The sequence below is a fragment of the Acinetobacter sp. Ac8 genome (assembly GCF_055392545.1).
On record NZ_AP043689.1, the window covers coordinates 2,079,896 to 2,092,577 of the forward strand.

The window sequence follows — 12,682 nt, forward strand, 5'->3', positions numbered from 1 at the left end:
GAGATATTGCTTTTTTATTTAAAAAATCACGCTTACAAAATGAGAAAGTAAGTTTAAGTAAGAGTGATTATCATTTAATATGGCGGCTTAATTTAGATGACTGTTTTAGAGCCTCCTATGCGAAAAATTAAACCCTTAATTGTGATGATGGCAGTGGCGACAAGTGCTGCAATTGCGCATGCTGAACAACAAGATGCTTCATTGTCTCAGTCGAGCAATGGTAATGCAAAACAACTGAGTACGATTACAGTAGTCGCAAGTGCAGATGCATCAGCAGAGGGTTTAATGCCAGCATTTGCTGGAGGGCAGGTGGCTTCTGGTGGTAAAGTTGGGATATTTGGCAATCAGAAAAATATAGATACACCGTTTAATCTAACCAGCTATACCAATCAATATATTCAAGAGCGACAAGCAAAAAGTGTTGGGGATGTTTTAAAAGCGGATCCAAGTGTTCGTGTCGGACGCGGTTTTGGTAATTTCCAAGAAAATTATTATATTCGTGGCTTTAACTTGGGCTCAGACGACACAGCCTATAATGGCTTATATTCAATTTTACCACGTCAGTATATTCCTGCAGAGCTGTTTGAACGTGTTGAAGTATTAAAAGGGGCATCCTCATTTTTAAATGGAGCAATGCCAAGTAATGGTGGGATTGGTGGTGCAATTAACTTATTGCCGAAACGTGCAAGTAACGAACCACTTAATCGTGTCACAGTAGGTACGGACTTTAATGGCGGTTATATTGCCAATGATATTTCTCGCCGTTTTGGTGAAGATCAACAATTCGGCGTACGAGTAAACACAGCATATCATGGCGGTGATACTGCTGTTGATAATGAAGAAGCATCTTTAGGCTTAGCTTCTATAGGTTTGGATTACCGTGGTGATCGTTTACGTCTTTCTGGCGATATGGGTTATGTGAATAATCGTTTAAAAGCGACTCGTCCAAACGTGACTTTAGGCGCGGGTATTACCGAGATTCCGAAAGCAATTGATGGCTCAGATAACTTTGCACAAAAATGGACGTATTCAAATGAAGAGGATATCTTCGGAAGTTATCGTGCTGAATATGATTTAGCAGATAATTTAACAGCTTATGCTGCTTATGGTTTTCGACATGGCGAAGAGCAAAACAGTTTAGCAAATATGACATTGACCAATCAGACAACAGGCGCGGGAACCATTTATCGATTTGACAATGCGCGTGTAGATATGGTCAATACTGGCGAAGTTGGTGTGCGTAGTAAAGTAAACACAGGTTCAATTGAACATAATTTAGTGCTATCTGCATCGGCATTTCAACAGAACACCCACAATGCTTATGTGATGGACTATAAAAATACATTAGCCAACAATATCTATAATCCAATTCAGTATGATCAACCTGCTTATTCACAAAATGCATTGTTTGGGAATAACTTAGATACGCCTAAATTAACGACTCGGACGCGTTTAAGAAGTATTGCCATTGGCGATAACCTCAAAGCTTTAGATGATAAATTAACAGTTATGCTCGGTGGACGTTATCAAACCATCATGCAAGAAAACTATAATTATGGAACTTTAATTAAATCTGGCGAATATGATGAGAGTAAGTTTACCCCTGCTTTAGGTCTAAGTTATAAAATTCTGCCTGAAGTTTCAGTTTATGCAAATTATATTGAATCTTTAGCTAAAGGTTTGAGTAATACCAATTCAACGACGAAAGAAACCACAACACTCAAACCATTCGTTGCTAAACAAAAAGAAATTGGTGCCAAATATGAAAATGATCAGTTTGGTGCAAGCCTAAGTTTGTTTGATATCGATAAGCAGCGCGCAGTACTTGAAAACAGTGTTTTTAGTGATGCGGGTAAATATGTACATCGTGGTGTTGAACTCAATACTTTTGGTCAATTGACTGATTCTTTAAAAGTGTTAGGTGGCGCAACTTGGATTGATGCAAAGCAAAAAAATACAGGAAATGTTAACTACGATAATAAAAAGGAAGTGGGTGTTGCAGAATTTCAAGCAAATGTTGGTGCTGATTGGAAATTGCCAACAGTTCACGATGTGTCTTTAAATGCTCAAGTCACCTATACAGGTTCGACTTATGCGAGTTTAGACAACAAATTGAAAGTAGGTGATTGGACAACTTTAGATCTTGGTGCGACATATAAAACTCAGTTGGGGCAAACACCGACAACTTTTAATTTCCGTGTAAATAATGTCTTCGATAAAAATTATTGGTCATCAGTTGGTCTATTCGACAACATCAACAGTACTTCTAACACCAATAACGGTTACTTGGTTGCTGGGCAACCTCGTACATTCATGTTAAGTGCTGCATTTGATTTTTAAATACCATAAAAAATGCCCCAAATTTGGGGCATTTTTTATAACAGTATATTTTTATAAAATGGTTTTTAGACGTTGAATCGCTTGCTCACATTGAGCAATATCTGCGACCAATGCCATACGAACATGACCTTCACCAGGATTGCCTTGTTCAGTATCACGAGACAAATAACGCCCCGGTAAAACTTTAATGTTGGCTTTTTCCATTAACATTTTGGCAAAGTTTTCATCATGATCGACTTTTAACCAATAATAGAAGCCTGCATCAGGCTTTTGTAATGGAAAAAGATGACCGAGTTCATTTTGGAACAAATCAAATTTGGCACGATACAGTCTGCGATTTTCTTCAACATGTGTTTCATCGTTCCAAGCAACAATTGAAGCCAATTGATGTTGGACTGGCATTGCAGCACCGTGATAAGTGCGGAATTTTAAATAAGGTTTAAGTAAGTTTGCATCCCCAGCAACAAAACCTGAGCGCATACCCGGTAGGTTTGAACGCTTAGACAGAGAATGGAATACGATACAATTTTTATAGTCGTCACGACCTAATTCAGCACAGACTTCTAATAAACCGATCGGTGCTTCATCAAACCACAATTCTGAGTAACATTCATCAGAAGCAATCACAAAGTCATATTGGTCAGAAAGTGCAATTAGCTTTTTAAATTGTGCTTTTGAAAGTACCGCACCAGTAGGATTTCCCGGCGTACAAACAAACAAAAGTGCAGTTTTTTCCCAAACTTCAGCAGGTACAGCATCAAAATCACCGAGGTAATTGTTGTCTTCGGTACAGTTGACAAAGTATGGCTTGGCACCAGCTAAAAGTGTCGCACCTTCATAAATCTGATAGAACGGATTAGGCATTACTACATAAGGTGTATCATCACGATTAATCAAGGCCTGTACAAAAGAGAAAATCCCTTCACGTGTACCTGTTACTGGAAGGACATGATCTTCGGCACTGATTGCATTCAGTTTAAAACGACGGGTTAGCCACTGAGCAATACTTTCACGAAGTTCAGGTAAACCTTTGCTGTTTGGATAAGTTGAAAGGTGCTGAAAATTATCAATGATCGCTTGCTTCACAAACTCAGGAGCAGGATGCTTTGGTTCTCCAATTGAAAGTGGGATCAAAGGTAAATCTGCAGGTTTTACATCCTGAAAAAGCTGGCTTAACTTTTCAAATGGATAAGGATGTAATAAAGACAAACTAGAGTTCATGAAACAATTACCACGATAGAAAGTAAGATTAATGTTGCCCACAGATTTGATTGGATGCTTCGTCTAATGCCGCTTTTAATTTTGCGGTAAAGACTTCAGCCTCAGCTTCAGTGAGGGGGGTGCCATCTTTTTTGGTGACAAAGAAAATATCTTCTGCTTTTTCACCCAGCGTGGCGATTCTAGCAGAATGTATGTCTAAACCTTGCATCATAAATAAACCCCCAACGCGTGCAAGTAAGCCCGGTTGGTCGAGGGTAGAGATTTCTACCATATTTTGCTGTAAGGCTTCGTTAAGTGTTACATCCACAGTATTTTCAATATCGAAGTGACGAAGTTGACGTGGAATACGACGTTGCATCAAACCCGGATATTTATCTGATTCGCTTAAGGCTTTAATTAACGCCTGTTTGACTGTTTCTTCACGTTCAGGATCGGTTAATAAGGTACCGAAACGATCCAAGACCACATAAGTATCTAAACTAAATGCTTTGGTTGCGGTGATAATCCGTGCATCTTGAACATCCAGATTCATACGATCCAAAATTGCCACTGTAGTGGCAAACAGATTGGGTTGGTCTTGGGTATAAATAAAGATCTGTACAGCATCTTGTGCTGCTTTACGGTGCGCACGCATGAGCACCAATGGTGCAGGATTGTCGCCGTGTTGCAAAATGGCGCGGGTATGCCATGCAATTTCATCTGCGGATTCTTTAAGGAAGTATTCGTCCCCAAGCTCTTGCCAAACCTTTTCAACTTGATCGAGTGGAAACTCATCCACCAAGACTTCGCTTGCAGAGAATTTGGTATCTTCAATCAGCATTTGATAATCAACAGGTCGACCCAAACCAGAACGAATTACATCACGCGCATGGGTATAGAGTTGACGCATCAAAGAAGAGCGCCATGTATTCCAAAGTTTTGGATTGGTGGCATTGATATCGGCAACTGTCAGCGTATAGAGATAATCTAAATGCTCCATATCACCAAGCTTTTCAGCAAACTCTTTCACCACATCTGGATCTGAAATATCTTTTTTCTGTGCGGTCATCGACATCAGTAAATGGTTTTGGATGAGCCAAGCAACCAGATTACATTCGCGCTCAGTAAACCCATGGGCAAGACAGAATTCAATTGCATCTTCAGCGCCAAGTTCACTGTGATCTCCACCACGGCCTTTGGCAATATCATGGAATAATGCAGCAAGGAATACGATGTCACGGCGGACTAAGCGTTGAAATACAGAACTGACAACAGGATAATCTTTGGCAAAGCCAGGTTCTTTAAAACGATTTAAATTTCGAATTAACAGTAAGGTATGTGCATCGACGGTATAAATATGGAACAAGTCATATTGCATCAGTCCCATGATTTGCCCAAATGCAGGAATATAATTTCCTAATACACCATAACGTTTCATTGCCACCATGGTTTCATATAAACGATATGGAGAGCGAATGATCGCCATGAATAATGCTTGATGGGTCGGATTATCACGAAAAGCTTGATCGATGCGTTTTGCTGCTAAAGTCAAAAGACGCAGTGTACGTGCACGAATACCCTCGATTTCAGGGCGATTCGCCAAGATATAAAAAATCTCTAAAATAGCGCTTGGATTTTCGGAAAAGGTTTTATGTTGTTGAACGGCAAGCTTGCCATCAACCAATTTAAAATGTTCGTTAATATTTTCGATTTTACGTTCATAGTCGGGTAAGCGTGGGGTAATCACCGATTCATTAAAATAAGCCAATAACATTTCATTTAAGGTCGAAACCTGTTGCGCGGTACGATAATAACGCTTCATGAACTGTTCAATTGGATAATTTGGATGATGATCATCTTCTCGTGTATAGCCAAATTTAGCTGCAATATCACGTTGATAATCAAACAATAGGCGATTTTCATCACGTTTGGTTAAACGGTGTAAATGATGGCGGATTTCCCAAAGAAAGTTTTCAGCTTCTTCTAGGACGCCCAATTCAAATTCAGAAATAAAACCCAAATGAACTAGGTCGTAAATACGATTGACCCGAAAATGCCGTTTGGCAATCCAGCCAATTTGGTTAATGTCTCGAATACCACCGGGTGCATTTTTAATATCGGGTTCTAAATTGCTTTCAGTATTGTTATGTTGTGCATAGCGTTGCGCTTGTTCATCCATCTTGGCATCAAAGAAAGTCTTATCTGTCCAAGTTTGGGAAACGACACGACGAGGCCATCTTGCCAGATGTTGATTGCCAATAATTAATCGCGCTTCAATCAGCGAGGTTGCCACAGTGAGATCATTGGTGGCTTGTTCAAAACAACTTCGGATGGTACGTACACTGACACCCGGTTTAAAATTCCCCACATCCCAAAGTGTAGAAATAAATTGCGTCACCGTTTGTTCTTGTTCAGGGGAAAGATCTTCTTCTGAAAGAATCATGATGTCGACATCGGAATAGGGCAACATTTCGCGTCGCCCATAGCCACCAACAGCAAATAAACCGAGATCTGTTTGATCTAGCCCTGAATGCTTCCAGAGAAACATAAGGGCTTCATCTACCACATTTGAACGGGTACGGACAATTTCGCGTATTGTTGTACCATGATCATAGGCCTCATTTAACTGTTGCTCAACATCGCTACGCCATTGATTAATCGCTTTAATGTCATGTATATCAGTTACATATTCCAACAGAGGAGAGGTGTTGATCATGGATGTCTTGTCCGCAAATATATTGGCTAGTTGTTTAAATGAACAGTGACTTTTGCAGCCGTTTCTTGTGCAAGTTCACGTGCTTGGTCTGTTGTTTCAGCACGTGCTGTTGCCACGCCCATACGACGACGTTTAAATCCTTCAGGTTTACCGAACAGGCGTAAGTCTGTCGCAGGATTTTGCAAAGCAAGATTTAAGCCAGCGTATGAAAGATTCTTTGCATCTACACCTGCATAGATTACAGCACTTGCAGCAATACTATGTCGTTCAGTATTGACAGGTAAACCCAAAATTGCACGTGCATGTAATTCAAATTCGCTTTGGAATTGTGATGCAAGTGTGACTAAGCCTGTATCGTGTGGACGCGGTGATACTTCACTAAACCATACTTTATCACCTTTTACAAACAGTTCTACCCCAAAAATCCCACAGCCACCAAGTGCTACAGTGACTTTATTGGCAATGCGTTTGGCTTCATTTAAAGCTGCTTCTGTCATTGCTTGGGGCTGCCAACTTTCTACATAGTCACCTGAATCTTGACGATGCCCAATTGGATCACAATAAGCGGTTTCAATTTCACCTGTTTCTGGATTTTTCGAACGTACAGTGAGTAAGGTGATTTCAAAATCAAAGTCAATTTGTGACTCAACGATGACTGTACCTTGATTTACCCGACCACCAGTTTGAGCATATTCCCAAGCCGCATCTACTTCTGCATATTCTTTGACACGAGATTGCCCCTTACCAGAGGAAGACATTACAGGTTTAACAAAGTTCGGATAACCAATGTCATCACATGCAGAACGGAAGCTTTCTAAGGTATTGGCAAAACGGTAAGCGGAAGTGGGTAAACCAAGTTCTTCCGCCGCTAAGCGACGAATCCCTTCACGGTTCATGGTTAAATTCACTGCTTTTGCAGAAGGGATCACGGTTGCAATATTTTGTTGTTCGATTTCGACTAATACTTGAGTAGCAATCGCTTCAATTTCTGGAACAATAAGATTGGGTTTTACTTTTTCAATTAAAGCTTTTAATTCTGTTGCATCTGCCATGTTTAAGGCATAAGAGAAATGAGCAACTTGCATGGCAGGTGCGTTTTCGTAGCGGTCTGCCGCGTGAACTTCAACACCAAGTCGTTGTAATGAAATCACCACTTCTTTACCAAGCTCTCCTGAACCTAACAGTAAAACTTTAAATGCAGATGATTGAAGTGGGGTACCAATAGTAACGCTCATGCTATTCTTCCATGCTTGTCTTATGGACTGTTAGCATAGCAGAACTCAGGCGTGTGTTAAGGGCTGATTGACATAAAATAATGATATTGTCTAACAGATTTTTTTATAAAGTTTTTAGCTTATAGGCAGTTTGCCACTACAAATGAAGTGGCTTTGAATTTGCGCAAGAAAACTGATCAATAATTTTTGATCAATTCTTTTTACGAACCAACAGAATCAACGCAATGAGGCAGATCAGTAATTCTACAAAAAACGACCAATGCAGAATAAAGTTTAGCCACCACGGCTGATAACGTGAGCTGACTTCAAAAAACTCATAGGGTTGATCAATAAACGGTGCAAAAAGCCAAACATCACCTACAAAAGTATCCAAGCCAATATGTAGTAGGGCAGCACCCAAAAAAAGACTGATCATCAGGGCAGGTTTAGCCGTGTATTTTGAATGGATGAAATAACATAAAGCGATTAGAAAGATTGGAATCCAAAATGAAAACCAATGTAAAAAATATTTATGGTGATGTACCGACCTATGATCGAATAAATAGAAATAGAATAGATCAATATCAGGAAAAACTGCACCAAGCATAATCAGCGTAAAAAAAGCTTTATTGGTGATTTTTGTCTGTTTAAATTTCTTGAGTAAAAGTTTAGCCAAGATATAGCCAGAAGGTAAGTGTGCGATAAACATATCGAGTTGAGTATTTTAAATATTATATTTGAAAGCAATCATACACAACTAATTAATTCACATGGTTTTTTATTGTAAATTGATTAAATGAAAGTATTTTAAATCCTAGAGACTTTAAATTTAAACGCTGATTTGCTAATGCATTAAAATATATTTCAAACAACAAAACTACAGATAGGTATAGACCAAACCATAGGCCAATGCTGCTGTGAGTGTTGCTAAAACAATTCTTTTAAATTTAAAATATAATCCTGTGAGTACAATAAAGCCCACCAACATTGCAAAACTTTTATTTGGCGTTTCGATCAATGGTGGGAGAGTTGCAACAATTAACATTGAACTGATTGCTGCAATTCCGATACTGCCTAATGCAATTTTTAACCATGTTGCGCCACGGGATTGCGTGTGTTGTTGACTTTTTTGCAGCAGATAGAATGGACCAAAGCGTGAAGCAAAGTTTGCAATACCGACCAATATCCCCACCAAGATAATCTGTAAATCCACTTTAAATACTCACTTCATCAGTTTGCTTTAAAACATAATGTTTAAATAATCCCGCTAAAATTCCAGATGCAATCCCAATAAAAATTGCTGCCGACATATTGATAAAATAACAGGCCAATGCGGAAACCACTAAAGATACAGCAACCACAAAAGTATGTTTTTTCTCAAAGGCTGCCAGTAAGAAGCTTAGGAACAATGCAGGTAACAAAAAGTCTAAAGCGGCTTGTAAAAATTGCGGCAAGTCGCTGACTTGATCTGCAAATAAACCACCTAAAAATGAACCCAAGGCCCATGACATCCAGCTAAACAAGCTGAGTCCTAGCATCCAAGACTCTGACCATTCTTGACGACGTTGGGAAAGTTTAATCATTCCAGCCGCAAAAACTTCGTCGGTTAAACCCCATGCCCATACTGCGGTCTTTTTTAGGTTTAAACGGTCTTGAATCAAGTTTTGTAAGGCTGGCCCATAAAGTACATGGCGAATATCCAGTGCAATGACTGTAAGTGCTGTCATCCAAATAGATGTGCCACTGCCCAATAATGCAACCACAAGAAATTGGCTAGCACCAGCGTACATAGAGCAAGATAGAAATAAGGCTTCCCATGCACTAAAACCAAATTGGGTCGCGGATACACCAAAGGCAAAAGATACAGGCAGATAAGTAAAGATGATGGCTTGACTGTCTTTAGCGCCTTGCCAAAAGCCAGCAGTTTGGACTGAGGGATTGTGCTCTGACACAGGACACCTAAAACGAGAGTAAAACAAAAGGTAAAATCAAGATTGTGTATTCTACCCGAATTTACTAGCATAGTAGCGAAATGTTTATTTAGGCGTAACTTTATGTTCGCAAATCAGTCGAAATTATTATTGAGTATGACCTTGGTGTTAGGTGTTTTAGGTTTACAAGCATGTGGTAATTCATCTTCTGAACCTAAAGAAAAAGTTGAAATTAAAGCTGCGCCAAAACTAACCAATGATGCGACAACCTATGCCAACGAAGCATGGAAACTGATTAATCAGGTGGAACCCTTTGTCTACCGTAAGCAATTGAATTTGATTGAAGACAATGTACGTAAACCTTTACGGAAACTCAGTACAGACTGGCGTATCAATGTCAAAATGACCGATTCAGTGACAGAAGGTAAATACGCGTTGTGTCGTAAGGCCATGACCAGTTTAGATACTTGGGCAAGATCGACATTGGAAAAAGATGGTGAAATGCAAAAAAATCAAGCGCAATATGAGCGTGATAAAGCCCAGTGCAAAGATGCAATTGAAAATCCAAGTTTAGGTAATACCAAAGCAAATAATAATATTTTTTAAAGGATCTTAGGGTCTGTTGACATTTCATAAATGGCTTGCGTTGTAGGTTAAAATTGAGCAGGCAAGGCATGAAACGAAGAGAATAGCGAGACTATTTTCGAGTTTCATAACGTAGACTGAGATAATTTTAGCCACAACCCTTCGGGACTAGCGTGTTTTTTGCCGCTACGTCGTTACGAACTATTCATTTAGAATGACTAAATTTCATATTTCGTGCCTTGTATCGCCTAAAAAACACACGTAGTCGCAAACATAGACGAATTGTCAACAGACCCTAGTAAATGGCGCAAATATGCGCCATTTTTTATTGATACAGATCTAGGTTAAGTACGTTCGGTGTTACTTAAGGTTTTAATGGATTGGTTGATGCAGTTTTAACTGCTTTGTCTTTGGCAGCAGTTGATTTTGCAGCAGCGTCATTTTTTACTGCTTTGGTTGTTGCTTCAGCTTTTGCTTTGCTTGCAGCAGTTTCAGTTTTTAGCTTTGTCGCAGCTTCTTTCGGTTTTGCTTCAACAGCTTTGGTTGCAGCTACACTTTTGTCTTTTGCTTGAGTTGCATCAGCTTTGCCTTTTGTACTTGCAGCCGTCGCTTTTTGAGTCGCTTGAGCTGCAGGATTTGCCGCAACACATTTGCCGCCTTTATGGTTTGGGCCTGTACCACCAACCAATGTTGTACCTTTAGGGCATGCAAATGCAGAAGCGCTAAGTACAGTGAATAATCCCGCTGTGAGCAATGTTGTGATTTTTTTCATTTATTTCAACTTTTATTGAGATGGCATTAGCGCCTAGCTAAAATATAATTGTATTTTTCACAAAGTAGAATAAATAATTTGTATATTTTATTTATAAAATGATTATATATTCCAGCTGTTTAAGGTGAATTTAATATTTGTCTAAAAGTAGAAAAGTAATGTGTTAAATTAGAGTTGGCCGAGTGAGTGGGCAATAGAATGTAATTGATTGATATCTAATATTTCTATTTTTTTAAAGGCAATTTTTAAAACGCCCTGTTGTTCGAGTAAATGTAATTCTTGGTTAATAGTTTGACGTGAGCACTTGAGCAGCAATGCCAATTGTTCTTGAGATAAATGAATGATGTTATTTTCAATACGGATATGATTGCCGTAGCCGTTTAAGATAAACATCAAACGTTGAGCCAATCGTTGTTGTATATGCTGGGTTTGAATTGAGATGAGCTCTAAAAAAGCAAAGCGAAGTTTTTGACTGGTCAATTGGGCGATATGGAACCAATATTGCGGATAGTCATTTAAAATTTTCTGAATCGCTTGGCTGGGTAAATGTAAAATTAAACATTTTCCAACAGCAATGGCATCATGAGAACGTGGTTGCTGATCCACCAAAGAAATTTCTCCAAACCACATAATCGGTTCGGCAATAGCAGCAACAGATTCATTTCCTTCAATATCAATATAGCCTAAGCGTACCCGCCCATCTAAGACCGCATAGATACCATTAAATAGATCGCCTGATCTGAAAATCGCTTGATCACGCTCAAATTTTTGATAATGGGCTTGTTGTTGAATCAATTGTTGAAAAGGAATAGGCAGTTGTGAATACCATAAATTCTTTGATAATAATTCAAAGTCCGTTGAATTCAGCACAATATGTCCTTTTATGTATCATTGTTAATCTTTGCTTTGATTTTCTAAATATATCTAACTGCATACTTAGTAGGGTAGAAATTACATTAGATAAAATCAGTGGCAATAAGCGCTGAGTAGAACCATTTACAATCCTCCTTTAAGAGCAACGATTTAGCGTGAATATGACAGAGTCACAGGCCATAATGTATCAATAAATTTATTGTGAAAGCTGTTGTTATCTAATTCTTTGCAAATTTAAATGAAAAATCAATTCAACTTGTCAGCTAGACGACAACTTTTATCTTAGCGTTTTTATATAGTGAAATGAAGAGATTAACAAGGACGCTGAAAATGAACAGATTAGAACAACTTCTTAGCCAGTACGCAGCTTATCATTTAGACCATAAAAATGTATTTACGCATTTTATTGGTATCCCGATGATCGTATTTTCAATCATGTGTTTAACGGCTAGAGCAGGGGTGATGCTTTCAGGTTTTGAAATCACTTTGGCATTGATTCTACTGGTTTTAAGTGTGATTTATTATTTAAGTCTGGATAAATCATTCGGCTTTTTAATGTTGCTTATTTATGCAGTGGCCTATCCATTTGCCTATAAAATTGCCCAATTAGGCATGGGTACTTGGCTAAGTATCAGCATTGGTACTTTTGTTGTAGGATGGGTATTCCAATTTGTAGGGCATTTTTATGAAAAGAAAAAACCTGCATTTGTTGACGATTTAGTTGGTTTAGCGATTGGTCCATTATTTGTCTTGGCTGAATTTGTATTCTTGCTGGGTTTTCGTAAAGATCTACAAGAAAAAATGCTAGCAGAAGCCAGAAAGCAACGTACTGCAATGGATGAAAAATCATTACAGGTTTTACACGCGAAATAATTTGAAAGATAACCAATCTAAATTATGATAAAACCCTTTAAGGCAGTAATTTAAACTGACTTAAAGGGTATCGACTTCTATATTTTTGTTTGTTTTAGAATAAGAATTCTTTGATAAATATCACTAAACCAAAGAAAAAAATGGCGCAACCAATATAAAATTTTATTTTTTTAATCAG

General features: G+C 38.5%; 11 protein-coding genes. 3 read left to right on the plus strand and 8 right to left on the minus strand.

Going from position 1 to position 12,682, the window contains the following annotated elements; all coding sequences use genetic code 11:
- Positions 1 to 117: 117 nt before the first annotated feature.
- Positions 118 to 2,340 (plus strand): TonB-dependent receptor, encoded by a 2,223-nt coding sequence (locus ACZ5QH_RS09675; RefSeq protein ID WP_303576209.1) that lies wholly within the window; start codon positions 118 to 120, stop codon positions 2,338 to 2,340.
- 51 nt (positions 2,341 to 2,391) lie between these two features.
- Here ACZ5QH_RS09675 and dapC read toward each other — a convergent pair whose 3' ends face one another.
- From dapC to ACZ5QH_RS09705, 6 genes are all read right to left on the minus strand, one after another.
- On the minus strand, positions 2,392 to 3,561 hold the full coding sequence (dapC, locus tag ACZ5QH_RS09680) for a succinyldiaminopimelate transaminase (RefSeq protein ID WP_303576208.1): 1,170 nt from the start codon (positions 3,559 to 3,561) through the stop codon (positions 2,392 to 2,394).
- Between the two features lie 28 nt (positions 3,562 to 3,589).
- Positions 3,590 to 6,256, minus strand: a complete 2,667-nt coding sequence (gene glnD, locus ACZ5QH_RS09685; protein ID WP_056510738.1) for a [protein-PII] uridylyltransferase — start codon at positions 6,254 to 6,256, stop codon at positions 3,590 to 3,592.
- Between the two features lie 26 nt (positions 6,257 to 6,282).
- Positions 6,283 to 7,491 (minus strand): formate-dependent phosphoribosylglycinamide formyltransferase, encoded by a 1,209-nt coding sequence (gene purT / locus ACZ5QH_RS09690; protein WP_004720948.1) that lies wholly within the window; start codon positions 7,489 to 7,491, stop codon positions 6,283 to 6,285.
- Between the two features lie 190 nt (positions 7,492 to 7,681).
- On the minus strand, positions 7,682 to 8,179 hold the full coding sequence (locus ACZ5QH_RS09695; RefSeq protein ID WP_303576207.1) for a metal-dependent hydrolase: 498 nt from the start codon (positions 8,177 to 8,179) through the stop codon (positions 7,682 to 7,684).
- A gap of 168 nt (positions 8,180 to 8,347) precedes the next feature.
- Positions 8,348 to 8,683 (minus strand): L-valine transporter subunit YgaH, encoded by a 336-nt coding sequence (ygaH, locus tag ACZ5QH_RS09700; RefSeq protein ID WP_004821146.1) that lies wholly within the window; start codon positions 8,681 to 8,683, stop codon positions 8,348 to 8,350.
- 1 nt (position 8,684) lies between these two features.
- The gene (locus tag ACZ5QH_RS09705; RefSeq protein WP_004720941.1) at positions 8,685 to 9,422 is read right to left on the minus strand and encodes an AzlC family ABC transporter permease; all 738 of its coding nucleotides are present in this window, start codon (positions 9,420 to 9,422) and stop codon (positions 8,685 to 8,687) included.
- A gap of 102 nt (positions 9,423 to 9,524) precedes the next feature.
- On the opposite strand from ACZ5QH_RS09705, the gene ACZ5QH_RS09710 reads away from it, so the two are divergent.
- The gene (locus ACZ5QH_RS09710; RefSeq protein ID WP_004720940.1) at positions 9,525 to 10,007 is read left to right on the plus strand and encodes a hypothetical protein; all 483 of its coding nucleotides are present in this window, start codon (positions 9,525 to 9,527) and stop codon (positions 10,005 to 10,007) included.
- Positions 10,008 to 10,350: 343 nt separating this feature from the next.
- On the opposite strand, the gene ACZ5QH_RS09715 is transcribed toward ACZ5QH_RS09710, so the two are convergent.
- Both ACZ5QH_RS09715 and ACZ5QH_RS09720 read right to left on the minus strand, forming a co-directional pair.
- Positions 10,351 to 10,758: a hypothetical protein gene (locus ACZ5QH_RS09715; protein WP_303576206.1), complete on the minus strand. Its 408-nt coding sequence runs from the start codon at positions 10,756 to 10,758 to the stop codon at positions 10,351 to 10,353.
- A gap of 168 nt (positions 10,759 to 10,926) precedes the next feature.
- Positions 10,927 to 11,628, minus strand: coding sequence for a Crp/Fnr family transcriptional regulator (locus tag ACZ5QH_RS09720; RefSeq protein WP_303576205.1), 702 nt, complete (start codon positions 11,626 to 11,628; stop codon positions 10,927 to 10,929).
- A 333-nt stretch (positions 11,629 to 11,961) separates the two neighbouring features.
- Between ACZ5QH_RS09720 and ACZ5QH_RS09725 the strand changes: the two genes are divergently transcribed.
- A complete protein-coding gene (locus tag ACZ5QH_RS09725) occupies positions 11,962 to 12,504 on the plus strand; it encodes an Mpo1 family 2-hydroxy fatty acid dioxygenase (RefSeq protein ID WP_303576204.1) in 543 nt (180 codons plus the stop codon).
- Positions 12,505 to 12,682 lie beyond the last annotated feature (178 nt).